General features: G+C 64.3%; 21 protein-coding genes. 9 read left to right on the plus strand and 12 right to left on the minus strand.

Annotated elements, in window-relative coordinates; genetic code table 11:
- Positions 1 to 242: 242 nt before the first annotated feature.
- The 4 genes from ACFPQ5_RS24090 (at position 243) to ACFPQ5_RS24105 (ending at position 4,852) form a co-directional block, all read left to right on the plus strand.
- Positions 243 to 641, plus strand: a complete 399-nt coding sequence (locus tag ACFPQ5_RS24090) for a hypothetical protein (protein ID WP_379761575.1) — start codon at positions 243 to 245, stop codon at positions 639 to 641.
- A gap of 97 nt (positions 642 to 738) precedes the next feature.
- Positions 739 to 1,977: an MFS transporter gene (locus ACFPQ5_RS24095; protein WP_379761576.1), complete on the plus strand. Its 1,239-nt coding sequence runs from the start codon at positions 739 to 741 to the stop codon at positions 1,975 to 1,977.
- 115 nt (positions 1,978 to 2,092) lie between these two features.
- Entirely contained in the window at positions 2,093 to 4,093 is a 2,001-nt protein-coding gene (locus ACFPQ5_RS24100) for an MHYT domain-containing protein (RefSeq protein WP_379761578.1), read from the plus strand.
- A 267-nt stretch (positions 4,094 to 4,360) separates the two neighbouring features.
- Positions 4,361 to 4,852 (plus strand): hypothetical protein, encoded by a 492-nt coding sequence (locus ACFPQ5_RS24105; protein ID WP_379761579.1) that lies wholly within the window; start codon positions 4,361 to 4,363, stop codon positions 4,850 to 4,852.
- Positions 4,853 to 4,969: 117 nt separating this feature from the next.
- Here ACFPQ5_RS24105 and ACFPQ5_RS24110 read toward each other — a convergent pair whose 3' ends face one another.
- From ACFPQ5_RS24110 to epsC, 10 genes are all read right to left on the minus strand, one after another.
- Complete coding sequence (locus ACFPQ5_RS24110; RefSeq protein WP_379761580.1) at positions 4,970 to 5,743, minus strand: enoyl-CoA hydratase; 774 nt, start codon at positions 5,741 to 5,743, stop codon at positions 4,970 to 4,972.
- Between the two features lie 173 nt (positions 5,744 to 5,916).
- The gene (locus ACFPQ5_RS24115) at positions 5,917 to 7,113 is read right to left on the minus strand and encodes an acetyl-CoA C-acyltransferase (RefSeq protein WP_379761581.1); all 1,197 of its coding nucleotides are present in this window, start codon (positions 7,111 to 7,113) and stop codon (positions 5,917 to 5,919) included.
- A 16-nt stretch (positions 7,114 to 7,129) separates the two neighbouring features.
- Positions 7,130 to 9,547 carry a 3-hydroxyacyl-CoA dehydrogenase/enoyl-CoA hydratase family protein gene (locus ACFPQ5_RS24120; RefSeq protein WP_379761582.1) on the minus strand — a complete coding sequence of 806 codons (2,418 nt, stop codon included), beginning with the start codon at positions 9,545 to 9,547 and terminating at the stop codon, positions 7,130 to 7,132.
- A 20-nt stretch (positions 9,548 to 9,567) separates the two neighbouring features.
- Positions 9,568 to 11,358: an acyl-CoA dehydrogenase C-terminal domain-containing protein gene (locus tag ACFPQ5_RS24125; protein ID WP_379761583.1), complete on the minus strand. Its 1,791-nt coding sequence runs from the start codon at positions 11,356 to 11,358 to the stop codon at positions 9,568 to 9,570.
- Between the two features lie 59 nt (positions 11,359 to 11,417).
- Entirely contained in the window at positions 11,418 to 12,020 is a 603-nt protein-coding gene (locus ACFPQ5_RS24130) for a TetR/AcrR family transcriptional regulator (RefSeq protein ID WP_379761584.1), read from the minus strand.
- A 300-nt stretch (positions 12,021 to 12,320) separates the two neighbouring features.
- Complete coding sequence (locus tag ACFPQ5_RS24135) at positions 12,321 to 12,707, minus strand: RNA-binding S4 domain-containing protein (protein ID WP_379761585.1); 387 nt, start codon at positions 12,705 to 12,707, stop codon at positions 12,321 to 12,323.
- A gap of 11 nt (positions 12,708 to 12,718) precedes the next feature.
- The gene (clsB, locus tag ACFPQ5_RS24140; protein WP_379761586.1) at positions 12,719 to 13,879 is read right to left on the minus strand and encodes a cardiolipin synthase ClsB; all 1,161 of its coding nucleotides are present in this window, start codon (positions 13,877 to 13,879) and stop codon (positions 12,719 to 12,721) included.
- 4 nt (positions 13,880 to 13,883) lie between these two features.
- Entirely contained in the window at positions 13,884 to 14,696 is an 813-nt protein-coding gene (locus tag ACFPQ5_RS24145; protein WP_379761587.1) for an endonuclease/exonuclease/phosphatase family protein, read from the minus strand.
- A 99-nt stretch (positions 14,697 to 14,795) separates the two neighbouring features.
- Positions 14,796 to 14,999 (minus strand): hypothetical protein, encoded by a 204-nt coding sequence (locus ACFPQ5_RS24150; protein WP_379761588.1) that lies wholly within the window; start codon positions 14,997 to 14,999, stop codon positions 14,796 to 14,798.
- Positions 15,000 to 15,563: 564 nt separating this feature from the next.
- On the minus strand, positions 15,564 to 16,481 hold the full coding sequence (gene epsC / locus ACFPQ5_RS24155) for a serine O-acetyltransferase EpsC (protein ID WP_379761590.1): 918 nt from the start codon (positions 16,479 to 16,481) through the stop codon (positions 15,564 to 15,566).
- Between the two features lie 132 nt (positions 16,482 to 16,613).
- Between epsC and ACFPQ5_RS24160 the strand changes: the two genes are divergently transcribed.
- Genes ACFPQ5_RS24160 through ACFPQ5_RS24180 form a run of 5 tightly spaced genes read left to right on the plus strand, consistent with a single transcriptional unit; the run spans position 16,614 to position 21,433 of the window.
- Positions 16,614 to 17,555 carry an acetaldehyde dehydrogenase (acetylating) gene (locus ACFPQ5_RS24160; RefSeq protein ID WP_379761592.1) on the plus strand — a complete coding sequence of 314 codons (942 nt, stop codon included), beginning with the start codon at positions 16,614 to 16,616 and terminating at the stop codon, positions 17,553 to 17,555.
- 20 nt (positions 17,556 to 17,575) lie between these two features.
- Positions 17,576 to 18,589, plus strand: a complete 1,014-nt coding sequence (gene dmpG / locus ACFPQ5_RS24165; protein WP_379761740.1) for a 4-hydroxy-2-oxovalerate aldolase — start codon at positions 17,576 to 17,578, stop codon at positions 18,587 to 18,589.
- A gap of 35 nt (positions 18,590 to 18,624) precedes the next feature.
- Entirely contained in the window at positions 18,625 to 19,959 is a 1,335-nt protein-coding gene (locus ACFPQ5_RS24170; RefSeq protein WP_379761594.1) for an MFS transporter, read from the plus strand.
- 53 nt (positions 19,960 to 20,012) lie between these two features.
- A complete protein-coding gene (locus ACFPQ5_RS24175; RefSeq protein WP_379761596.1) occupies positions 20,013 to 20,783 on the plus strand; it encodes an IclR family transcriptional regulator in 771 nt (256 codons plus the stop codon).
- Positions 20,784 to 20,821: 38 nt separating this feature from the next.
- Positions 20,822 to 21,433: a pyridoxamine 5'-phosphate oxidase family protein gene (locus ACFPQ5_RS24180; protein WP_379761598.1), complete on the plus strand. Its 612-nt coding sequence runs from the start codon at positions 20,822 to 20,824 to the stop codon at positions 21,431 to 21,433.
- Here ACFPQ5_RS24180 and nudB read toward each other — a convergent pair.
- Both nudB and aspS read right to left on the minus strand, forming a co-directional pair.
- The gene (gene nudB, locus ACFPQ5_RS24185; protein WP_379761600.1) at positions 21,427 to 21,876 is read right to left on the minus strand and encodes a dihydroneopterin triphosphate diphosphatase; all 450 of its coding nucleotides are present in this window, start codon (positions 21,874 to 21,876) and stop codon (positions 21,427 to 21,429) included. The genes ACFPQ5_RS24180 and nudB overlap by 7 nt on opposite strands.
- Positions 21,877 to 21,965: 89 nt before the next feature.
- Positions 21,966 to 23,759: an aspartate--tRNA ligase gene (gene aspS, locus ACFPQ5_RS24190; RefSeq protein WP_379761742.1), complete on the minus strand. Its 1,794-nt coding sequence runs from the start codon at positions 23,757 to 23,759 to the stop codon at positions 21,966 to 21,968.
- Positions 23,760 to 23,830: the final 71 nt, after the last annotated feature.

Here is a 23,830-nt window from a genome sequence, read left to right on the forward strand (position 1 = left end):
AATGCGGTGTGTCCTTCGCCGAAGGCGGCGAGCCGCTCAGGTTACGCATTTCCGCAGGCGGACTAAATACCAATCTGGTAACAACGGGAAATTTATTTTTCTTTGTAGAAATTTTGAGACGCTTTAGCGGACGCTCTTGTCTTCTCGACAGCGGCTGCGACGCGCCAAGCGTGTTGGCAAAGAAGGAGCCGGCGGCGTAGACTGCTTCTTCAGATCAGATGAAACGTCGAGAGAGACAGCAAGTGCAAGCCGAACGACGAAGCGTTGAACGACCCAGGATCGCGCTGGCCGCCATCACGCGCGAACACGTGCGTGAACTGGTCGAAACCGAAGCCACCCACCTGCGCAGCGCCGTGGCCGCCGGACGCAACCGCTACCAAGTCAGGCTCGACCAGCACGACCAGATCGTTGCCTACATGGCCACACTGAATCCGCTCGACCTGGAACGCTTTTCCACCTTGTACGAACAGGAAGCGGCCGCCGCGCGGGCCGCCGCTGCCGGCCGCGACGAATGGCGTCCGATCTCCGGACCGCTGGCGGTGCAGGCCGGGCAATCCGGCGAGATCATGCGCATCGGTCCCTGGGCCGTGGCGGCCGCCGGCGCGGTCGCAGCGATGGCGGCGCTGATCCTGCAGCGCTGAGCAGCTCACTGTAGAATCCGGGGAGGCGTGCCTCCCTCTTGCCGCGTCAACACGGTGGCCCGGGCACGCGTACTTGCATACCCGCACTCCTCTTCCCATGACTGCTCCCTCCTCGCATACCGCCACGCCCGACATCTCGCCTGCCTTGCCGGCTTCTGCACCACAGCCGCACGGCTTCCTGCTGCCCGTCGTCGGCGGCGCCGCGGTCGCGCACCTGCTCAACGACATGATCCAGGCCATGCTGCCTGCGATCTTTCCGCTGCTGAAAACGAATTTCGCGCTGAGCTTCGGAGAAATCGGCATCATCGCCCTCGTCTACCAGGTAGTCGCCTCGTTGCTCCAGCCCTGGATCGGCCTGTACACGGACAAGCACCCGAAACCGTATCTGCTGCCCTTCGGCATGGTGATGACCCTGATCGGCATCGCGCTGCTGGCCAGCGCCGGCAGCTACGCCATGCTGCTGGTCGCGGCGGGCACCATCGGCGTCGGCTCCGCAACCTTCCACCCGGAAGCCTCGCGCATCGCACGCCTGGCTTCCGGCGGGCGCTTCGGTACGGCGCAGTCGACCTTCCAGGTGGGCGGCAACAGCGGCTCGGCGATCGGCCCGCTGCTGGCGGCGGCGATCATCATTCCCCACGGCCAGGGCGCCGTGGCCTGGTTCATGGTCGTGGCGCTGGCCGCGATCCTGCTGCTGCTGCGCCTGACGCACTGGGTCCGGCATCACGGCAGCGCCAAGGCGAAAAGCTTATCTGGCAAGCACCATGTCGGCCTCGACCGCGCCGGCGTGATCCGCGCCGTGATCGTGATCTGCATCCTGATGTTCGCCAAGTTCGTCTACATCGCCTCGTTCACGAACTATTTCACTTTTTATCTGATGGAGCGCTTCCACCTGGGCGTGCAGCACAGCCAGATGTTCCTGTTCATGTTCCTGGCGGCGGTGGCGGCCGGCACCTTCGCCGGCGGGCCGGTCGGCGACCGCATCGGCCGCAAGGCGGTGATCTGGATTTCCTTCCTCGGCGTCGCTCCTTTTGCGCTGATCTTGCCGCACGCCAACCTGTGGTGGACGGCGGTGCTGGCGATCGTCATCGGCCTGGTGATGTCCTCGGCCTTCGCCGCGCTCGTGGTGTATGCGCAGGAAGCTGTGCCGGGACGCGTCGGCATGGTCTCGGGCCTGATGTTCGGTTTGATGTTCGGCATCGGCGGCATCGGCGCCGCCAGCCTGGGCAAGCTGGCCGACAGCTACGGCATCGTCCAGGTCTACGGCGCGCTGGCCTTCCTGCCGCTGCTGGGGCTGGCAACCGCCTTCCTGCCCGCGACCCGCAGGCATCACGCCTGAGCACTGCCGGCGCTGTTGCGCCCTTGCGCCGCTTGGGTGTTGCGCTTAGGAAATTTGATGCGTACTGGGCTGTCGCCGTGTAGACTTGCTCACTCGTCTTTTACTCCAATTCGCCATGTCTCTTGGCCATTACGAACCGACACTCGTCGCGGTGTCGATCCTGGTCGCGGTCTACGCCTCCTACACCGCGCTGAGCCTGGCTGAACGCGTGCGCCATTCGCACGGCCGCGCCACCTGGTGGTGGATGGGCGGCGGCGCCTTCGCCATGGGCAGCGGCATCTGGGCCATGCACTTCATCGGCATGCAAGCCTACCGCCTGCCCTTCCCGGTCGGCTACGACATCGGCATCACCTTCATTTCCTGGCTGCTGCCGGTGCTGGCATCGATGCTGGCGCTGTCGCAGATCAGCCGGCCGGCGCCGCGCGCCAGCCATTTCGCCCTCAGCGCGGTGCTGATGGGCATCGGCATCAATGCCATGCACTACACCGGCATGGCCGCCATGCGCATGCGTCCCGGCATCGAATACGATCCGCTGCTGTTCGCCCTCTCGGTCCTGATCGCGATCGGCGCCTCGGCCGGCGCCCTCTGGCTCGCCTTCCACCTGCGCCACCGCATGCGCCACGCCGGCCTCGCCCAGCTGGCCGCCGCCGCCGTGATGGGCGGCGCCATCGTCGGCATGCACTACACCGGCATGGAAGCGGCGCACTTTTTACCGGGCAGTATTTGCCTGGAAGCCGACGTCGGCATCAGCCAGGATTTATTGGCCGGCATGGTGACCGTGACCGCCCTGCTGCTGCTGACCATCGCCACCCTGGTCGCCGTCTACGATTCGCGCCTGGAAGACCGCTCGCGCATCCTGGCCGCCTCGCTCGCGACTTCGGCCGAGCGCCAGACCCTGTACCTGCACGAACAGAAGGCGCGCCTCGAGGCCGAGCGCCTGTCCGACATGAAGGACGAATTCCTGTCCACCCTGTCGCACGAGCTGCGTACCCCGCTCAATGCCATGCTCGGCTGGGCCCAGCTGCTGATGGACGGCGGCAAGGACGAAAAGATGCTGAAGCGCGGCCTGCAGACGATCGAGCGCAATGCGCGCGCGCAGTCGCAGCTGATCGAGGACATGCTCGACATGAGCCGCCTGATCGCCGGCAAGATCCGCATCGAGGTCGACCGCACCTGGCCGTCGGACTTCATCGCCGCCGCCGTGGAAACGGTGCGCCCGGTCGCGCTGGCCAAGGGCGTGCGCCTGGAAATGCTGATCGAAAGCCATGCCGGCCCGCTGGCGGCGGACGCCGGCCGCCTGCAGCAGGTGATGACGAACCTGCTGTCGAACGCGATCAAGTTCACGCCCGGTGGCGGCATGGTGCGCGTCAGCTCCAAGCGCGTGGGCGACGCCATCGTTATCGAGGTCAGCGACACCGGCATCGGCATCGCCCCCGACTTCCTGCCGCACGTGTTCGACCGCTTCCGCCAGGCCGATTCCTCGTCCACGCGCCGTCACGGCGGCCTGGGCCTCGGCCTGTCGATCGCCCAGCAGCTGGTCGAGCTGCAAGGCGGACAATTGACGGCGACCAGCGCCGGCGAAGGCGAAGGCGCCAGCTTCACGCTGACCATGCCGCTGCAGGGCATCGACGACACGCCTGCCGCCCCCGACTGCCTGATCAAGCCGCACGACCTCGACGCCGTGCGCGCCGGCAGCGGTGCGCTGGCCGGCCTGACCATCCTGGTGGTGGACGACGAACGCGATTCGCTCGACATCGTCCATTACGTGCTGGCCGACATGGCCGCCACCATCGTCACCGCCTCGACCGCCTATGAAGCGCTGCAGATGATCGACCGTTTAAAACCCGACCTGATGGTGAGCGACATCGGCATGCCGGGCATGGACGGCATGGAACTGATGCGCCGTATCCGTGCGTCGGGCAATCCGCACGTGGCCGGCGTGCGCGCCCTGGCCCTGACCGCCTTCTCGCGCCGCGAAGACCGCATGCGTTCGCTCGAAGCGGGTTTTGACGAATACCTGTCGAAGCCGGTGGCGCCGGCGGAGCTGGTGCGCGCGGTGCTGACGCTGTGCGACAACGCTGTGCAAAAACCGGTTCCCGAACCGAAGCGCGTCTAGGTCAAACTGCTGTCATATTGGGGAGCGAAGATAGGCCTCGTTCTCAAGAACGCGGCAGCTTCGCTGCCCTACCGGCGCCGGCGGTCGGGAAACATTCCGGCACCAATTCTCCATCGAGCGGCACTGTCCGTCTCGCTGCGCCGACGCACTGCGCGCACTCCGTACGATATCGAACCGAAGCACGCCGCCTGCCGGAGTAAGGTCGCAAGACGACCCCGGCAGTGCTGTACAGCCGCCGCCGGTTCATCTTTTTAAAGGAGAGCTTTCATGCAACGACAGGCAGCCGCCATGGTAGGCGGAATCATCGCGGGCGTAGTGACGAGCGCAGTCATGTTTGCGGGCCGCAAGAGCGGCCTGATGACCAAGACGCTGGACCGGGATGCCGTCGACTGGATCGACGAAAAGACGGGTTCGCGCGCAGTCATCGGCGACACCGGCACCAGCATTGCAGAGTTCGCCAACCACCTGGGCGCGTCGGCCGCGTTCGGAGCGGCGCTGCCGAAACTGGAGGACATGGCGCCCTCGCTGTCGCCAGTGACGCTCGGCGCGCTCTACGGCACGGCCCTGTACGCGGTGAACATTGGCGCCATCGCGCCCGTGCTCGGGATCACGCAGGGAGAATTCGCAGCCGGTCCGCGCAAGGCCGGCGAGCGCTGGTTCATCCACGTGCTGCAGGGCGTACTGACCGCCGTCATCGCGCGGCGCCTGGTGTCCCCAGGCGCGAACGATGACGAGACTGCGATCGGGGACGGGATCTAGTCGAACTTCGAACGGCTGGGGTCAGGTCTGGCAATCGGACACAAACTCAACTGTAGCGATCAAATAAGGCTGAGGCCGTGTCCGAATGCCAGACCTGACCCCAGCTTTAAAAATGACTTAGTCGAACTTCGAGAAGTCCGGCTTGCGCTTCTGGAAGAAGGCGGTGAACGCCTCTTTCGCTTCGGCGCCGACCAGCATGGTACTGAACTGCTTGTTTTCGACGCCCATGGTCTCAGCGACGATGGCGGCGCGTGGGCGGCGCATCAGGGCCTTGGTGGCGCGGATCGAGGCGGCCGGCAGGGCGACCAGCTTGGCGGCCTGGCCTTGCGCGAACGCGAGCAGTTCGGCGGCCGGCAGCACTTTCGCGACGATGCCCATCTCGAAGGCTTCCTGGGCGCCGAAGGCTTCGCCGAGCATCAGCTTTTCGGCGGCGCGGGTGTAGCCGGCGGCTTGCGCGACCAGCAGCGAGGAGGCGAATTCCGGGCACAGGCCGAGCTGGCTGAAGGGCATCGAGAATTTCGCATTGTCGGCGGCATAGACCAGGTCGCAATGCATCAGCATCGTGGTGCCGATGCCGACTGCTGCGCCGCTCACCGCTGCGACGACCGGCTTGGTGCAGCCTTCCAGGGCTTTCATGAAGCGGAAGACCGGACGGTCCTCGGTCATGGCGCCTTCGCCGACGTTGTTCAGGAAGTCGTCGAGGTCGTTACCGGCGGTGAAGATTTCAGGCTTGCCGGTGAGGAGGACGGCGCGCACGGCCGGGTCTTGTTCGGCGTCGAGCAGGGCGTCGGCCATCGTCGTGTACATGGCGCCGGTGATAGCGTTCTTGCGCTCGAGGCGGTCGAATTCGATGGTGAGGATGCCGTTTTCTTTTTTGGTCTGAATCGTCATGGTTCAGGTCTCCCGAATGTTCTGAAGCTGGTTGGACGCGTGGGCGGGAGACCCGCCCACCTTACGGGTCAACCGCACAAGGTGCAGAAACTCGTAAGGTGGGCGGGTCTCCCGCCCACGCGGTGATAGTTGGCAGCGGCATCAACGCACACGTCGATGCAGCCCTATCCGGATTAAACGCGCTCGATGATACCAGCCGCGCCCATGCCGGCGCCGACGCACATCGTCACCATGCCGTACTTCAGGTTGTTACGGCGCAGTGCGTGCACGACGGTCGCGGCGCGGATGGCGCCGGTGGCGCCCAGCGGGTGGCCCAGGGCGATCGCGCCGCCCATCGGGTTGACCTTGCTGGTGTCCAGGTCGAGGTCGCGGATCACGGCCAGCGCCTGCGCGGCGAAGGCTTCGTTCAGCTCGATCCAGTCCAGCTGGTCCTGGGTCAGGCCGGCGGCGGCCAGGGCGGCAGGAATCGCGACCTTCGGACCGATGCCCATGATTTCCGGCGGCACGCCGCGCACGGCGAAGGACGAGAATTTCGCGAGCGGAGTCAGGTTGTGCTCCTTCAGGATCTTCTCGCTGACGACGATCAGGGCGCCGGCGCCGTCCGACATCTGCGACGAGGTCGCAGCGGTGACGGTGCCTTTGGCCGCGAAGACCGGCTTCAGCTTGGCCATGCCCTCGGCGCTGGCGTCGGCGCGCGGGCCTTCGTCCAGGTCCACGGTGCGGCGCTTGACCGAAATTTCACCGGTGGCCAGGTTCGGCGTGCGGGTGACGATTTCGACCGGGGTGATCTCGTCCTTGAAGTAGCCTGCCTGCTGGGCGGCGATGGCGCGGCGGTGCGATTCCAGGCCGAATGCGTCCTGGTCTTCGCGCGACACTTTCCACTGCTGCGCCACCTTCTCGGCGGTCAGGCCCATGCCGTAGGCCAGGCCCACGTTCTCGTCCTTGAAGGTGTCCATGTTGATCGACGGGTGGTGGCCCATCATCGGCACCATCGACATCGATTCGACGCCGCCGGCGATCATCACGTCGGCTTCGCCGACGCGGATGCGGTCTGCCGCCATTGCCAGGGCGGTGATGCCCGACGCGCAGTAGCGGTTGACGGTCACGCCGCCGACCGTGTTCGGCAGGCCGGCCAGCACCACCGAGTTACGGGCGATATTGAAACCCTGCTCCGCTTCCGGGAACGAGCAGCCGACGATGGCGTCGACGATCAGGGCCGGGTCGAGGTTCGGCACGGCGGCCATGGCGCCGCGGATCGCGTGCACCAGCAGGTCGTCCGGGCGGGTCGATTTGAACATGCCGCGCGGCGCCTTGCCAATCGGGGTGCGGGTCGCTGCGACGATGTATGCGTCTTGAAGTTGTTTGCTCATGTCAGTCGTCCTGTAATTAGTTCCGCACCGGCTTGCCGGTCTGCATCATGCCCATGATCCGCTCTTGCGTCTTCGGGTTGTTCAGCAGTTCGATGAAGGCCTTGCGTTCCATGTCGAGCAGCCACTGCTCGGACACCACGCTGCCCTGGTCGACGTCGCCGCCGGTCACGATCTCGGCGATCATGTCGCCCAGTTTGAAGTCGTGGGCCGAGATGAAGCCGCCGTCACGCATGTTGACCAGCTGGCCGCGGATCGTCGCCCAGCCGTAGCGGCCGGTGACTTGCACCGGGCGCTTCGCCGGCGCGCGGTAGCCGGCGTCGAACATCGAACGCGCGGTGACCTTCGCCACGTGCAGCAGCTCGTAGGTGTTGAAGACGATGATGTCGTCTTCCTTCAGGTAGCCCATCGCCTTCGCTTCCAGTGCCGACTTCGACACTTGCGCGGTGGCGGCGTTGGTGAAACCGGTCTTCAGGAATTGCAGGATGTCGTTGCCCTTCGCTTCCGTGAAGGCGCGCACGGCCGCTTCCTTCAGGCCGCCGCCGGCCGGCACCAGGCCGACGCCGACTTCGACCAGGCCGATGTAGGACTCGATCGAGGCCACGCGCTTCGATGCGTGCAGCGCCATTTCGCAGCCGCCGCCCAACGCCAGGCCCGCGACAGCGGCGACGACCGGGATGTTCGAGTACTTCATCTGCATGAAGACGTTCTGCAGTTCCTTGACCATCGGGTCCATCGCTTTCGCGCCGCCGGTCATGAAGGCCGGCAGGGCCGATTGCAGGTCGGCGCCGGCCGAGAAGGCGCCGCCTTCGGTGGCGTCGGTGTTCCAGATGACCAGGCCCTTGAAGTTCTTTTCGGCTTCCGCCATCGCGCGCTGCAGGCCCTTGACGACGCCGTCGCCGATGACGTGCATCTTGGTCTTCAGGGAGATGATCAGCACGTCGTCGCCGGTGTGCCAGATGCGGACCGAATCGTCCTCGTGCACGGTGGTGCCGGCGGTTTTCGCGTCCTGCGCGCCTGCGCCCAGCACCGGCGCGCGGAAAGCCTGGCGTTCGTAGACGGCCAGGTTCGAGCGCGGCACGTAGCTGTTCGATGCGGCCGAGTAAGAACCTTCTGGGGTGTGCACGCCCTTCTCGGCGACCTGGCCTTCGAAGACCCAGCTCGGGAGCGGGGTGTTGGTCAGCGCCTTGCCGGCGTCGATGTCTTCCTTGACCCATTCGGCGATCTGCTTCCAGCCTGCGGCTTGCCAGGTCTCGAACGGACCGACGCTCCAGCCGAAGCCCCAGCGCATCGCGAAGTCGACGTCGCGCGCGTTGTCGGCGATGGTGTCGAGGTGGACGGCGATGTAGTGGAAGGCGTCGCGGTAGATCGCCCACAGGAACTGCGCCTGCGGGTTGGTCGATTCGCGCAGGGCCTTGAACTTCTTGACCGGATCCTTTTCCTTGAGGATGCGGCCGACGATGTCGGCAGCCTTGGCGCCGCCGGCGACGTATTCGCCGGTCGCGAAGTCGAGACGCTGGATCTCCTTGCCGACTTTCTTGTAGAAGCCGCCACCGGTCTTCTGGCCCAGGGCGCCCTTCTCGATCAGCTTGGCCAGCACGTCAGGCGTCTTGTACACGCTGAAGAACGGGTCGTCCTGCAGGGTGTCCTGCATGGTCTTGATCACGTGGCCCATCGTGTCCAGGCCGACGACGTCGGCGGTACGGAAGGTACCCGACTTGGCGCGGCCCAGCTTGGCGCCGGTCAGGTCGTCGACCACGTCCACGCTCAGGCCGAACTTCTCGGCTTCGTGGATGGTGGCCAGCATGCCGAAGATGCCGACGCGGTTGGCGATGAAGTTCGGCGTGTCTTTCGCACGCACGACACCTTTACCGAGCACCGAGGTCAGGAAGGTCTCGAGCTGGTCGAGGATTTCCGGATTGGTCGAGGTGGTCGGAATCAGCTCGACCAGGTGCATGTAGCGCGGCGGGTTGAAGAAGTGCACGCCGCAGAAGCGCGCCTTCAGGTTCTCATCGAAACCTTCGGCCAGCTTGTTGATCGACAGGCCCGAGGTGTTCGAGGCGAAGATGGCGTTGGCGCCGATGTGCGGAGCGACCTTGGCGTACAGGTCGTGCTTCCAGTCCATGCGCTCGGCGATGGCTTCGATGATCAGGTCGCAGCCGGCCAGCACGTCGAGGTTGTCCTCGTAGTTGGCCACTTCGATCAGCGACGCGTCTTCCTTGTTGCCCAGCGGTGCAGGCGACAGCTTTTTCAGGTTCTCGATGGCTTTCAGGACGATGGCATTTTTATTGGCGTTGCCGCCGGAGCCTTGCTCCGGCTTAGCCGGCAGGTCGAACAGGACGACAGGCACCTTGGCGTTGACGCAGTGCGCAGCGATCTGCGCGCCCATCACGCCCGCGCCCAGGACGGCGACTTTCTTGACGGTGAAATTGGTCATGGTTTTATCCCTAGAAGTTCTTAGAACAGGTCGGCGTCGAGCGCCAGCAGGTTGCTTGCGCCCGAACGTGCCTGGCGGATCAGCATCGCGGTTTCCGGGTACAGGCGGGCAAAATAGAAGCGCGCGGTATGCAGCTTGGCTTCGTAGAACTTGTCGCCCGAGTCTTTCTTGGCCAGCGCGATCTTCGCCATTTGCGCGAAGAAGTAGCTGAACACCAGGTGGCCGACGACGCGCAGGTAAGGCACGGCAGCCGCGCCGACTTCGTCCTGGTTGGTGAAGGCCTTCATGCCGATTTCCATCGTCAGCTTGCCGACTTTCTCGCCCAGTTCGCCCAGCGGGGTCACGAATTCGGACATCGACTCATCCAGGCCGTTCTCTTCGACGAAGGCTTTGACCTTTTCGCCGAAAGCGCGCAGCTTGGCGCCGTTGTCCATCAGGATCTTACGGCCCAGCAGGTCCAGCGACTGCACGGTGTTGGTGCCTTCGTAGATCATGTTGATGCGCGCGTCGCGCACGTACTGCTCCATGCCCCACTCGCTGATGTAGCCGTGGCCGCCGTAGACCTGCATCGCTTCCGAGGTCGCGATCCAGCCGTTGTCGGTGATGAAAGCCTTGACGATCGGGGTCAGCAGCGCGACTTCGCCGGCGGCTTCCTTGCGCACTTCTTCGTCAGGGTGGTTCAGTTCGCGGTCGATCTGCAGCGCGACGTAGGAGGTCAGCGCGCGCGCGCCTTCGGCATAGGCTTTCGCCGTCAGCAGCATCCGGCGCACGTCCGGGTGCACGATGATCGGGTCGGCCGGCTTGTCCGGTGCCTTCGGGCCCGACAGCGAACGCATCTGGATGCGGTCCTTGGCGTAGACCAGGGCGTTCTGGTAAGCCACTTCGGTCAGGCCGAGCGACTGCATGCCGACGCCCAGGCGGGCGGCGTTCATGAACACGAACATCGCGTTCAGGCCTTTATGCGGCTGGCCGATCAGGGTGCCGACGGCGCCGTCCAGGTTCATCTGGCAGGTGGCGTTGCCGTGGATGCCCATCTTTTCTTCGATCGCGCCGCAGAAGATCGGGTTGCGCTCGCCAACCGAACCGTCCGCGTTCGGCAGGAATTTAGGGACCAGGAACAGCGAGATGCCCTTCGAGCCTTCCGGTGCGTCCGGCAGGCGCGCCAGCACCAGGTGGATGATGTTTTCGGAAACGTCGTGCTCGCCGGCCGAGATGAAGATCTTCGAGCCGGTGATTTTATAGGTGCCGTCGGCTTGCGGCTCGGCCTTCGAGCGCAGCAGGCCCAGGTCGGTGCCGCAGTGCGCTTCGGTCAGGCACATGGTGCCGGTCCACTCGCCCGAGACCAGCTTCGGCAGGTAGAGCTTCTTCTGTTCTTCGCTGCCGTGTTCCTTCAGGCACTCGTAGGCGCCGTGCGACAGGCCCGGGTACATGGTCCAGGCCTGGTTGGCCGAGTTCAGCATTTCGTAGAACGAATTGTTCAGCGTAATAGGCAGACCCTGGCCGCCGTATTCCGGATCGCAGCCCAGTGCCGCCCAGCCGCCTTCGACGTACTGCTTATACGCTTCCTTGAAGCCCTTCGGCGTGGTCACGGTCTTGGTGGCCGCGTCGTAATGGCAGCCTTCGCGGTCGCCGGAATGGTTCAGCGGGAACAGCACTTCCTGCGTGAATTTCGCGCCTTCTTCCAGCACCTGGTTGATGATGTCGGCGTCGATTTCCTGGTAGGCAGGCAGGTTCTTGAATTCTTCGGTGACGTTGAGGAATTCATGCAGCACAAACTGCATATCCCGGATTGGCGCGACGTACTGACCCATGGTGTTCTCCTGATGAAGGTGAGATTTGTGTGTAACTGGAAAGCAGGCGTTGAAGCCGCTTATTTGCTTTGAACGGGATTACGGTAATTTTCGATCAGCCGCGCGAAGCCGCGGTTGGCGCGGTCGACGGCGCCGGGGATCCGCAGGAAACGTGCGTCATGGTGCAGGGCCAGGATCAGCCCGTACATCTCGTACACCAGCTGTTGCGGGTCGGCGCCTGTCTGCAGGTCGCCGCAGTCGACGCTTTGCTGTACGGCACGCAGCAGTGCGCCCTGCCAGGCACGCACCATCGCCACCAGCGCGTCCCGGATCGGGCCTGGCCGGTCATCGTACTCCACCGCGCCGCTGATATAAATGCAGCCCGATGCGATTTCGACCGATACCCGCTTGAGCCAGCGCGCGAACATGGATTCCAGGCGCGGCAGGCCGCGTGGCTCCTTGACGCTCGGGAAAAACACTTCTTGCTCGAAACGATGGTGATAGAGCTTGAGCACTTCCATCTGCAAGTCTTCGCGCGAACCGAAGTGGGCAAACACGCCCGACTTGCTCATGTTCATGCGGTCGGCCAGCAAGCCGATGGTCAGGCCCTCGAGGCCGTTACGGCTGGCGAGCTCGAGCGCGACGTCGAGAATCGCCGCCCGCGTCTGCTCGCCCTTGCGCATGAATTTTGCTGAAGTGTTGATAGGTTTCCCCTGCGTGAATCGAAAAATCCGAACGCTCGTACTATTATCTATCGCGCTGTGAATGTCAAACGGGAACTTAGAGGCGCGGTTCTACTCTATGCGGCTGTGCTTATGATTGTTGAACGCGTGGACGGGAAAACCCGCCCACCCTATAAAACCACGCCCACCACTCGGTGAACTGTGTTGGCTTGTGGGCGCTGCCGCCGCGTCCTGGTGGGCACGGGGCGCCCACCCTACCCGTGATCAACCGCCAGTCGAGGCCATTGGCCCCGACCACCCCTACCCGCCTGCCTTCTCGATCGCCCGCCGATCCCGCTTGGTCGGCCGCCCCTTGATATCCAGGCTCGGCTCCGGGAACAGCCGGCGCGCCGTCTTGTCGTTCTCACGCTTGGCGATGCTCTCCTCGGTTTCGAAGTAGAGCTCGCGCGCCACCGGTGCCGGGCCACGCTTGTCCGAGATGGCGGCAACGATCACTTCCCAGCGATCGGAACCATTATCGATGACCAGTTTGTCGTTGACCTTGACGTTGCGGGCTGGCTTGACCGGCTCCCCACCGATGCGCACCCTTCCGCGCTCGACCGCATCCGCCGCCAGCGAGCGCGTCTTGAAGAAACGCGCCGCCCACAGCCATTTGTCGATCCGTACGTGTCCGTCGTCCTTGTCCATAAAACCCTTCCTTACGCGTAACCTATGGCGAAAATTCTCATGGTCAGTTTATAGAGAAGGTAAGCCATTTCATAGCGCACGCGGCGCACCCAACCGATGCCCTCGAAATCCGCCATGTGCACGACTTCGCCGTCGGCAATGCCGCGCTCGATGTGGGCACGGACGGCACGGGCAAAGGCGGCGTTCTTCACGACAATGTTCGCTTCCTGGTTCACGAACAGGGACAGGCCGTCGCAATTACTCGAGCCTACGGTAGACCAATCGTCGTCGACCACGGCGATCTTGGCGTGCAATTGCGTCTTGCGGTATTCGACCACGTGGATGCCGTGCGCCAGCAGTTTGGGATAGAAGGAGCGCGCCACCGCATCCTGCATCTTGAACTCGCCCACGCCGATCAGGAGCGTGACTTTCACCCCGCGCCGCGCGGCCCTGGCCAGCGCCTCGCGGAACTTGCGGCCCGGCGCGAAATACGGGTTGGCCAGCAGCACGCTTTTCCTGGCCTGGCCGATGGCCTGCAGGTAGGCGCGCTGGATGGTGCGGCGATTTCTCAGGTTGTCGCGCACGACAAAGGCGGCGCGCATCGGACGCGCGCCCTCGGTCGGCGGCGTGCGCCGCGTTTCGCGGAACAGGCCGATGCGGCTGAACAGGTCGAGGCGTCCGGCGCGCATCCATTGCGCCTGGGCCTCGAAGTGGATCTGTGCCACCAGCGGGCCGCGCACCTGCACCGCAAAGTCCCAGCGCGGGGCCGGCAGCGGCCGGTGCGGCTCGTAATCGCACAGCATGTCGTCATTGATGTTGATGCCGCCGATAAAGGCAATCTCGCCATCGACCACCGTGATCTTGCGATGGGTGCGGGCGATCCCGCGCTTGAACCAGGGATTGAAGACGCGGTAATGCACGCCGGCTTGCGCGAACGCCTCGGCGCGGCGGCAGCAGGCGCGGTGGCCGGTGCCGAACCAGTCGACCAGCACGCGTACCTTGACGCCGCGGCCGGCGGCGCGGATCAGGGCCGCTTCGATGCCGCGCGCGACCTCGTCCTCGGCGAAGATATAGGTTTCGAACAGGATGTCGTGGGCGGCGGCGTCGATGGCCGCAATCATCGCCGGGAACAGCTGTTGTCCGGTTTCCAGCAGCGTGATGTCGTTGTTCGCTACATAGCTAACGCTGCGCATCGCGTCAGGCCAGCTGCAATTCGGCGACGATCGGCGCGTGGTCGGACAGCTTGGCCCAGATCGGGCCGGCCATGACCTGGGCATTGTCGACCTTGAAGCCACGCACGTAGATGCGGTCGAGGCGGAACCAGGGCAGCGCGGCCGGGAAGGTGCGCGCCGGCGCGAGTCGCGGCTGGCGGCCGGCCCAGCTGCGCACCATGTCGCCCAGGGCCGATTTCGGCCCCAGCTCGTCGAACACCTCGACCACGCCGAGCGCATTGCGCAGGCGGTCGCTGAGGGTATTGCGCCAGTCGTTGAAGTCGCCGGCGATGATGACCGGCTCGCCGTGCGGCGCCGACTTGTTCACCGCTTCGATCAATTGCTCGGTCTGGCGGCCGCGCCCGCCTTCGAACAGGCCCAGGTGCACGACATAGCAGTGCACCTTGCCGGCCGGGGTTTCCAGCACGCAGTGCAGGATGCCGCGCTGTTCGTAGGCGTGGTCGGAGACGTCGTGGTTATGCGAGTTTTCGATCCGAAAACTGCTGAGCAGGGCATTGCCGTGGTGCCCGTGGTCGTAGACCGCATTCATGCCATACGCGGAATGATGCGAGTCGCCGGCAAAGTATTCGTATTGGGCGGTTTCCGGCCAGATGCGGGTTTCGCGTTTGTGCTGGCCGTAGCGCGCATGGTGGCGGTCGTGCCGCCCCTGCACTTCCTGCAGGAAGACGATATCGGCGTGAAATTCGGAGATCGCCTTCTTCAGCGCCAGCACCCGGGGGGTACTGCGCAACGAGGAGACACCCTTATGGATATTGTAGGTTGCGACACGAATCTTCATGGGAACATTCTAACCCCATCAGCCCGTGTTCATTTTTATAACATTGCCAATCGTGCGCCACGGGGCGCGGCCTCTGGGAGCCGCTACCCCGCACGCAGTTCATTCGAACGCTGGTGCTGCTTCCCAGTTCTGGCGCAATGCGGCATTGCGCGGCGCCGCCAGGTGTTCGGCTTCCGACAGTGGAATGGAAACCAGGCGCGGGCCGCTCAGGCGCAGTCCGCATTGCAGGTCGATGTAGAAGCAATCATCGTCCACGCTCACTGCCTTCACTTTTTCCTCGTGCTTCAGTTCGAATTGGTTCATCTCTTTCTTCTCCCAGAATCCGTTGGTTGGACGTGTTGCAGTTCACAACTTCGCGTCACGCGAATTGCTGACAATAGGGGACTGGTTTCTGATTGTCAAACGCAGATTCTATTGTGCGCTACCTAACATAGCGAATTTCCTTCAGCCATTTTTGCTTGCTGAACTTGTTTCAATGTGTAACAAGAAACGTTTCCGTAGATAATTTATTTAGGCAGGCGACATATTTGTATCAATTTGTATGCATATTCGCCGAGGTTTTACACTTGTCCGACGAACTTTCGATACAACATTAATTACTTTCGGTAACAATCGAATGCATTATTTTCAACAAAGCAAAATTTTGTCCGTGTCAATGCCGCTGTTTTGTAGGACAAGGAGAAGGTATGTGTTGTATTTTCGCCTACAAACAAAAAACGCTTGACTTGTAAATACTTCGGCATATCGATTGCAAAGTTGAGATCGCGCCCGACTGTCTTCTTGATAAAAAGCAAAGCGCCGCAGCGATTGCTCGCTGCGGCGCCTCAACAATACCGAGACAGATACGGGACGGCCCGTCGCTGATGCTCAAGTATTACGCATTTGTGCCTGGGTCACGTTACTGCCCGGCGCCACGCTTTGCGTCAGCCAGACATTGCCGCCGATGGTGGACCCAGCACCGACCGTGATCCGCCCGAGGATGGTGGCCCCGGCATAGATGACGACATCGTCCTCGACGATCGGATGCCGCGGTGCGCCTTTCACCAGGGCCCCGCTGTCGTCCGTCGGGAAGCGGCGCGCCCCCAGGGTGACGGCCTGGTACAGGCGCACGTGCTTGCCGATGATCGCCGTCTCTCCGATGACGACGCCGGTGCCGTGGTCGATGAAGAAGCTGGCGCCGATCTGCGCGGCCGGGTGGATGTCGATCCCGGTCAGCGTGTGCGCGATGTCGGCGGCCAGGCGCGCCAAAAACGGCGTGCCGAGGCGGTGCAGGCAATGCGCGAGACGGTGGTACAGCACGGCGATCGTGCCCGGATAGCACAGCATGATCTCGGCCACCGAACTGGCCGCCGGGTCGCCGGCCAATGCCGCCTGCACGTCGGACACCAGCAGCGCGCGGATCTCCGGCAGGCTGCTCGCGAAGCTGCGCGTAATCGCCCGCGCCCGCTCGGCCAGTTCCGCTTCGCCCGCGTTCTCCAGCTCCGTATTGAAGCGCAGCGCACGACGCACCTGCTCGACCAGGCGGTCGAGCGCGACGTTCAGGGTGTCGCCGACGAAGTAATCGATGCTCTCGTCGTTCAGGTCCGGCCGCCCGTAATGCGTCGGGAACAGCGCCGCCGACACGCCTTCGATTACCTGGCGCAGCACCGTGCGCGACGGCAGCTCGCGTACGCGTCCCTGATGGCGGATGTTGTGGGTCGATTCGCGCGAGGTGCGCAGCGCGTCGATGATGGGGCCGAGGTGCCAGGGGCTGGAGCCGGCCTGCTCCGTGTCGTAGTTGTCCATTTGATCAGACTACTCCAAGCCGGATCGGAAACGAACGATTTTAATCACACTTCCTTATATGCGGCGGTCCCCCACGCAGCGCCCCACAAACACACGAAGGCCGGCAGCGACCTGCCCGCCAAGGAGGATCAATTGGTAACAAGGAAACTCAAGGCCGCGATCATTGGATCCGGCAACATCGGCACGGACTTGATGATCAAGATCCTGCGCAATGGCAAATATCTGGAAATGGGCGCCATGGTCGGCATCGACCCCGCTTCCGACGGCCTGGCGCGTGCCACGCGCATGGGCGTGCCGGTCACGCACGAAGGCGTGGAAGGCTTGATCAAACTGCCGAACTTCGACCAGATCGACGTCGTGTTCGACGCCACCAGCGCCGGCGCTCACGTCAAGAACGATGCCCGCCTGCGCGAAGTGAAGCCGGGCATCCGCATGATCGACCTGACGCCGGCTGCGATCGGTCCCTACTGCGTCCCGGTGGGGAACCTGGACAAATGCCTCGACGCTCTGAACGTCAACATGGTCACTTGCGGCGGCCAGGCGACGATCCCGATGGTCGCGGCGGTCTCGCGCGTGGCGAAAGTCCACTACGCCGAGATCGTCGCGTCGATTTCCAGTAAATCGGCCGGTCCCGGCACGCGCGCCAACATCGACGAGTTCACCGAGACGACCTCCAAGGCGATCGAGGTGATCGGCGGGGCCGCCAAGGGCAAGGCCATCATCGTCCTCAATCCCGCCGAGCCGCCGCTGATGATGCGCGATACCGTGTATGTGCTGAGCGCCGCCGCCAGCCAGGTCGAAATCGCGGCCTCGGTCGAGGAAATGGCCGCAGCAGTGCAGCGCTACGTGCCCGGCTACCGCCTCAAGCAGAAGGTGCAGTTCGACGAGATTCCGGCCGACGCTCCGCTGAACATTCCCGGCCTGGGTAAATTCAGCGGCCTGAAGACCTCGGTGTTCCTGGAGGTCGAAGGCGCCGCCCACTATCTGCCCGCCTACGCCGGCAATCTCGACATCATGACCTCCGCCGCCCTCGCCACCGCCGAGCGCATGGCCCAGGCCATCCTGACCCCTTGAGGAGACACCCCATGCCCTATATCCCCGGCAAGAAGCTCTACATTTCCGACGTGACCCTGCGTGACGGCAGCCACGCAATCCGCCACCAGTACTCGATCCAGAACGTCAAGGACATCGCCCGCGCGCTCGACAAGGCCCGCGTCGATTCGATCGAAGTAGCCCATGGCGACGGCCTGCAGGGTTCCAGCTTCAACTACGGCTTCGGCGCCCATACCGACCTCGAATGGATCGAGGCGGTGGCCGGCGAGATCTCGCATGCGCAGATCGCCACCCTGCTGCTGCCCGGCATCGGCACCATCCACGACCTCGACAACGCCTATAAAGCCGGCGCGCGCATCGTGCGCGTGGCGACGCACTGTACCGAGGCCGATGTCTCGCGCCAGCACATCGAGCGCGCCCGCGAGCTGGGCATGGACACGGTCGGCTTCCTGATGATGAGCCACATGACGACGCCGGAAAACCTGGCACTCGAGGCGAAGAAGATGGAAAGCTATGGCGCGACGACGATCTATGTGGTCGACTCGGGCGGCGCGCTCGGCATGGACGACGTGCGCGCGCGCTTCCGCGCCCTGAAGGCGGTGCTCGCCCCGGCCACCACCACCGGCATGCACGCCCACCACAACCTGTCGCTGGGTGTGGCCAACTCCATCGTCGCCGTCGAGGAAGGCTGCGACCGCATCGACGCCAGCCTGGCCGGCATGGGCGCGGGTGCGGGCAACGCGCCGCTGGAAGTCTTCATCGCCGCGGCCGACCGCCTCGGTTGGGACCACGGCACCGACCTGTATGCGCTGATGGACGCCGCCGACGAACTGGTGCGCCCGCTGCAGGACCGCCCGGTACGGGTCGACCGCGAAACCTTGGCGCTGGGCTATGCCGGCGTGTATTCGAGCTTCCTGCGCCACTCCGAAGTCGCCGCGAAAAAATACGGCGTCAAGACCGTCGACATCCTGGTGGAACTGGGCAAGCGCCGCATGGTCGGCGGCCAGGAAGACATGATCGTCGACGTCGCCCTGGACCTGCTCAACAAACAATAAAGCAGCGCGACCCCATTCAAACGAGGAGACAAACAATGAACCAGACCATCGCAAGCCCCGGCCAGGGCATGGCGGCATCCAAGGAGACCCTGATCCCGCAAAGCGACCGGCGCCGCGCCCTGATGGGCAGCGCGGTCGGCAGCACCATCGAGTGGTACGACTACTTCCTGTACGGGACCATGTCGGCCACGGTGTTCGGCAAGCTGTTCTTCCCGTCGGGCGACGCCGTCACCAGCCAGCTGCTGGCGCTGGCCTCGTTCGCGCTGGCCTTCCTGATCCGCCCGCTGGGCGGCATCGTGTTCAGCCACATAGGCGACCGCATCGGCCGCAAGAAGACGCTGGCCATGACGCTCGGGATCATGGGCGTGTCGACCGTCCTGATCGGCCTGACCCCGACCTATGCCGCCATCGGCCTGTGGGCGCCCGTGATCCTGACGCTGCTGCGCCTGCTGCAGGGCCTGGCGCTGGGCGGCGAATGGGGCGGCGGGCTGCTGCTGGCGGTCGAATACTCGCCGGCCAGGCGCCGCGGCTTCTACGGCGCCGTGCCGCAGATCGGCGCGCTGATCGGCCTGGCGCTGGGCAACCTGGTCACCTCGAGCCTGAGCTCGGGCATGTCGGAGGAAGCCTTCCTGTCCTGGGGCTGGCGCATTCCCTTCGTGCTGTCGATCGTGCTGGTGCTGATCGGCATGTGGATCCGCAATAACGTCGACGAGACCCCGTCCTTCCGCAAGGTGCTGTCCACGCGTACCGAGAAGAAGATGCCGCTGGTCGAGACGATGACCAAACACTGGCGCGCGGTGCTGGTCGTGATCGGCGCCAAGTTCGTCGAGACCTCGACCTTCTTCCTGTTCGCCACCTATGCCGTGTCCTACCTGGTGCAGCTGAACTTCGCCCGCGTCGACGCCCTGAACATGGTGCTGCTCGCCGCCGTCCTCGGTTCGCCGATGATGCTCCTGTACGGCGCACTGTCGGACCGCATCGGCCGCAAGAAGCTGTTCATGTTCGGCACCGTGGCGGCGATGGCCTATGTGCTGCCCTTCTTCTGGCTGATGAACCAGGGCTCGGCATGGCTCGCTTGCGTGGCGGTCGTCATCGGCTTCTCGGTGATCTGGCCGACCTACGGCTCGGTGCTCGGCACTTTCTTCGCCGAGAGCTTCCCGCCCGACGTGCGCTACACCGGCGTCTCGCTCGGCTACCAGGTCGGCGCGGCCATCGTCGGCGGCCCGATGCCGCTGATCGCCACCGCGCTGATGGCCTATTACGGCGGCAGCTACCTGCCGGTCGGCCTGTTCATCATCGGCTGCGGCGTGATCTCGCTGGTGGCCGTTAGCCGGACCCAGGACCGCAGCGGCCAGTCGCTCGACGACTGAGGAGCGCCAGGTTTTCCGCCGCCGCACGTCGCGGCGGCGGTATACTTGAAGACATGACGAACAGCACCGACTCCACCCGCACTCCCGCCAGCCAGACGCTGTTCCGCGGCCTCGACGTGGTCGACGCCGTCGCCGCCGGCGCCCTGACCGTACAGGACATCGCCGACCGCACCGGCCTGGCCTTCAGCACCACGCACCGGTTGGCCTCGGCCCTGGTGCAGGCGCGCTACCTGCAGTTCGAGCCGCGCCGCGGCTACCGCCTCGGCCCGCGCCTGCTCGAACTCGGCTTTGCCGCCTACCGCGATTCCGACGTCACCCGCAGCGCGCGCGCCGGCATGGAGCAATTGGCCGAGCAGACCAAGGACACCATCCACCTCGCCCAGCTCGACGGCGACGAGATCATCTACCTCGACAAGATCGGCGGGCAGCGCCCGATCAGCGTCAATTCGCGCATCGGCGGACGCAAACCGGTCTGCTCGACCGGCGTCGGCAAGGCCCTGATCCTCGACGAGGACGAGGACAAGTGGCGGGCCCGCTACGCCTACGATGCAGAGCGCGGCAACGTGCGCGTCCCGCTCGACACCTGGCTCGCCGCCATGCGCAGCTATGCCGCCGGCGGCTACACCTTCGACCTCGAGGAAGACGCGCCGAGCATCTGCTGCGTCGCCGTGCCGATCCGCGACGTCAGCGGCCAGACCGTCGCCGCCATCAGCGTCACGGGCACCACCGACTACACCGACGAAGCGCAGCTGCGCGCCCTGATCCCGGTGGTGCGGCGGGTCGCGCAGACGATCAGCGAAAAGATCGGCGGCAGGCTGGGCTAAGCGCGCCAATTCGATTCCCACCATCCGACCAGCGCACCATGTCCGACCATCTCATCACCGACCTCAGCTCCCTCGAAGCCCTGTTCGGCCCCGTCGCAGCGCCCTCGATCGCCAAGGAGACCGACCGCCTGCATCCGCTGTACGCGCGCTGGATCGAAAACGCGCGCTTTGCCCTGCTGGCCACCAGCGGCCCGCATGGCGTGGACATATCGCCGCGTGGCGACGCCGGGGCCCTGGTGCGGATTGTGGATGAGCACACCCTGCTGCTCCCCGAGCGGCGCGGCAACAACCGGATCGACAGCCTGCGCAACGTCATTGCCGATCCGCGCGTCGGCTTGCTGTTCCTGATTCCCGGCATCGGCGAAACGATGCGCGTGCGTGGCCGCGCGGAGATATGCGTCGCGCCGGACTTGCTGGACTCCTTCGCTGTCGACGGCAAGCGGCCCATCTGCGTCCTGCGCATCGCGGTCGAGAAGGTATTTTTCCAGTGCGCACGTTCGATCCTGCGCTCCGGTCTATGGCGCGAGGAAGCCGATACCTCGAGCGTTCCTACGCCAGGCGCGATGCTGGCCGCGCTGACGGCAGGCGGCATCGATGGCCCGGCCTATGACAGCGCTTTACCAAAGCGCCAGCGCGAAACGCTTTACTGAGAAAAATGCCGCGGCAGCTGCAGGATCGCCTCCGCATTCGACGACGAAAAGCAGCGATCCGCCGCTTCGAGCAGCGGCAGCCACGCGTACCGCACATGCTCGCGCGGACTCAAGGTGATCGGAATATCGCGCGGCACGCATACCGAAAACACGTGCTCGGTATTGTGGGTCACGCCCGGCGCATAGCGGTGGCGCCAGGTCGGATAGATCTCGTAAATATTTGACAATCCCCAGTCCAGAAGGCGGATTGTATCGCCGTCCGCAACAATCCCCGTCTCCTCGAACAGCTCGCGCGTCGCCGTTTCCAGCAAGGGTTCATCCAGCGCATCGAGCGAACCCGTCACCGATTGCCAGAACCCCGGCCGGTCGGCGCGCTCGATCAGCAGCACCTCCATCTCCACCGTATGGATTACGACCAGGACCGATTCAGGAATCTTGTGCACGCGGGGCTACTCCGAAAAACAAAATAAAAGGGCCGCAGCGTCGATGACGCTGCGGCCCCTATTCTACCCAGCCATACGGCCGAGCGCGATTAGCCTACCTTTGGCTCGTTGCGCAGGCGGATGTGCAGCTCGCGCAGTTGCTTCTCGTCGACTTCCGACGGCGCGTTGGTCAGCAGATCCTGCGCGCGCTGGGTTTTCGGGAAGGCGATCACGTCGCGGATCGAGGTCGAGCCGGTCATCAGCGTGATCAGGCGATCCAGGCCGAAGGCCAGGCCACCGTGCGGCGGCGCGCCGTATTGCAGGGCGTCGAGCAGGAAGCCGAACTTCAGCTGCGCTTCTTCGGCGTCGATCTTCAGCGCGCGGAACACTTTGCTCTGCACTTCTTCGCGGTGGATACGGATCGAGCCGCCGCCCAGTTCCCAGCCGTTCAGGACCATGTCGTAGGCCTTGGCGATGCACGCGCCCGGATCCGTTTCCAGCATGTCTTCGTGGCCGTCTTTCGGGGCCGTGAACGGGTGGTGGGTAGCGCTCCAGCGGTTCGCTTCGTCGTCGTACTCGAACATCGGGAAGTCGATCACCCACAGCGGCGACCAGACGTCGTCGAACAGGCCGGCCTTCTTGCCGAATTCCGAGTGGCCGATTTTTACGCGCAGCGCGCCGATGGCGTCGTTGACGACCTTGGCTTTGTCGGCGCCGAAGAAGATCAGGTCGCCGTCCTGGGCGCCGGTCAGTTCCAGCACTTGTGCCAGGACTTCGTCCGACAGATTCTTGACGATCGGCGACTGCAGGCCTTCACGGCCCTTCGCTTTTTCGTTGACCTTGATGTAGGCCAGGCCCTTGGCGCCGTAGATGGCGACGAACTGCGTGTACGCGTCGATTTCCGAACGCGGCATCGAACCGCCCTGCGGCACGCGCAGGCCGACCACACGGCCGCCGGTCATGTTGGCGGCGCTGTTGAAGACCTTGAATTCGACGGTCTTCATCAGTTCGGTCAGTTCGGTGAACTGCAGCTTCACGCGCATGTCCGGCTTGTCCGAGCCGTAGGAGCCCATGGCGGTCGCGAAGTCCATCACCGGGAACGGGTTCGGCAGGTCGATGCCGGCGGCGTTCTTGAAGACGACGCGCATCATGTCTTCGAACAGGTCACGGATTTCCTGTTCGGTCAGGAAGGAGGTTTCGCAGTCGATTTGCGTGAATTCCGGCTGGCGGTCGGCGCGCAGGTCTTCGTCGCGGAAGCACTTGGTGATCTGGTAGTAGCGGTCGAAGTTGGCGACCATCAGCAGCTGCTTGAACAGCTGCGGCGACTGCGGCAGCGCGAAGAAGGTGCCCGGGTTCACGCGCGACGGGACCAGGTAGTCGCGTGCGCCTTCCGGGGTCGACTTGCCCAGCATCGGGGTTTCGATGTCGATGAAGCCCAGGTTGTCGAGGTATTTACGCACTTCCATCGACACTTTATAACGCAGGCGCAGGTTGTGCTGCATCTGGTCGCGGCGCAGGTCGAGCACGCGGTGCGTCAGGCGGGTGGTTTCCGACAGGTTGTCGTCGTCCAGCTGGAAAGGCACCGGCACCGATGCGTTCAGCACTTCGACGGTGGCGGCGTTGATCTCGATCTTGCCCGACTTCAGGTTGGCGTTGGCCGTGCCTTCCAGGCGGTTGGCGACGGTGCCGGTGATGCGCAGGCAGTACTCGTTACGCACGTGCTCGGCGGCCTTGAAGACCTCGGCGTTGTCCGGGTGGCAGACGACCTGCACCAGGCCTTCGCGGTCGCGCAGGTCGATGAAGATGACGCCACCGTGGTCGCGACGGCGATGCACCCAGCCGCACAGGCTGACGGTTTGGCCCAGCAGTTCTTCGGTGACGAGGCCGCAGTAGTTGGTACGCATGGAGGACATATTTTCTCTATTCCAGGTTGGTGTATCGATTGCCCCGCCAGCGGCGGGTCATATTCTTGCTA

The organism is Massilia suwonensis (genome assembly GCF_042655665.1).
Lineage (GTDB): Bacteria > Pseudomonadota > Gammaproteobacteria > Burkholderiales > Burkholderiaceae_D > Telluria > Telluria suwonensis.

Excerpts from the sequence above, each read along its gene's own strand:
- ACFPQ5_RS24180 (WP_379761598.1), top strand. The coding sequence starts at position 20,822 with ATGTCCGACCATCTCATCACCGACCTCAGCTCCCTCGAAGCCCTGTTC.
- ACFPQ5_RS24170 (WP_379761594.1), top strand. The coding sequence starts at position 18,625 with ATGAACCAGACCATCGCAAGCCCCGGCCAGGGCATGGCGGCATCCAAG.
- ACFPQ5_RS24100 (WP_379761578.1), top strand. The coding sequence starts at position 2,093 with ATGTCTCTTGGCCATTACGAACCGACACTCGTCGCGGTGTCGATCCTG.
- ACFPQ5_RS24145 (WP_379761587.1), bottom strand. The coding sequence starts at position 14,696 with ATGAAGATTCGTGTCGCAACCTACAATATCCATAAGGGTGTCTCCTCG.
- clsB (WP_379761586.1), bottom strand. The coding sequence starts at position 13,879 with ATGCGCAGCGTTAGCTATGTAGCGAACAACGACATCACGCTGCTGGAA.
- ACFPQ5_RS24135 (WP_379761585.1), bottom strand. The coding sequence starts at position 12,707 with ATGGACAAGGACGACGGACACGTACGGATCGACAAATGGCTGTGGGCG.
- ACFPQ5_RS24175 (WP_379761596.1), top strand. The coding sequence starts at position 20,013 with ATGACGAACAGCACCGACTCCACCCGCACTCCCGCCAGCCAGACGCTG.
- ACFPQ5_RS24120 (WP_379761582.1), bottom strand. The coding sequence starts at position 9,547 with ATGACCAATTTCACCGTCAAGAAAGTCGCCGTCCTGGGCGCGGGCGTG.
- ACFPQ5_RS24095 (WP_379761576.1), top strand. The coding sequence starts at position 739 with ATGACTGCTCCCTCCTCGCATACCGCCACGCCCGACATCTCGCCTGCC.
- ACFPQ5_RS24115 (WP_379761581.1), bottom strand. The coding sequence starts at position 7,113 with ATGAGCAAACAACTTCAAGACGCATACATCGTCGCAGCGACCCGCACC.
- ACFPQ5_RS24130 (WP_379761584.1), bottom strand. The coding sequence starts at position 12,020 with ATGCGCAAGGGCGAGCAGACGCGGGCGGCGATTCTCGACGTCGCGCTC.
- ACFPQ5_RS24125 (WP_379761583.1), bottom strand. The coding sequence starts at position 11,358 with ATGGGTCAGTACGTCGCGCCAATCCGGGATATGCAGTTTGTGCTGCAT.
- ACFPQ5_RS24110 (WP_379761580.1), bottom strand. The coding sequence starts at position 5,743 with ATGACGATTCAGACCAAAAAAGAAAACGGCATCCTCACCATCGAATTC.
- epsC (WP_379761590.1), bottom strand. The coding sequence starts at position 16,481 with ATGGACAACTACGACACGGAGCAGGCCGGCTCCAGCCCCTGGCACCTC.
- aspS (WP_379761742.1), bottom strand. The coding sequence starts at position 23,759 with ATGCGTACCAACTACTGCGGCCTCGTCACCGAAGAACTGCTGGGCCAA.
- ACFPQ5_RS24150 (WP_379761588.1), bottom strand. The coding sequence starts at position 14,999 with ATGAACCAATTCGAACTGAAGCACGAGGAAAAAGTGAAGGCAGTGAGC.
- ACFPQ5_RS24105 (WP_379761579.1), top strand. The coding sequence starts at position 4,361 with ATGCAACGACAGGCAGCCGCCATGGTAGGCGGAATCATCGCGGGCGTA.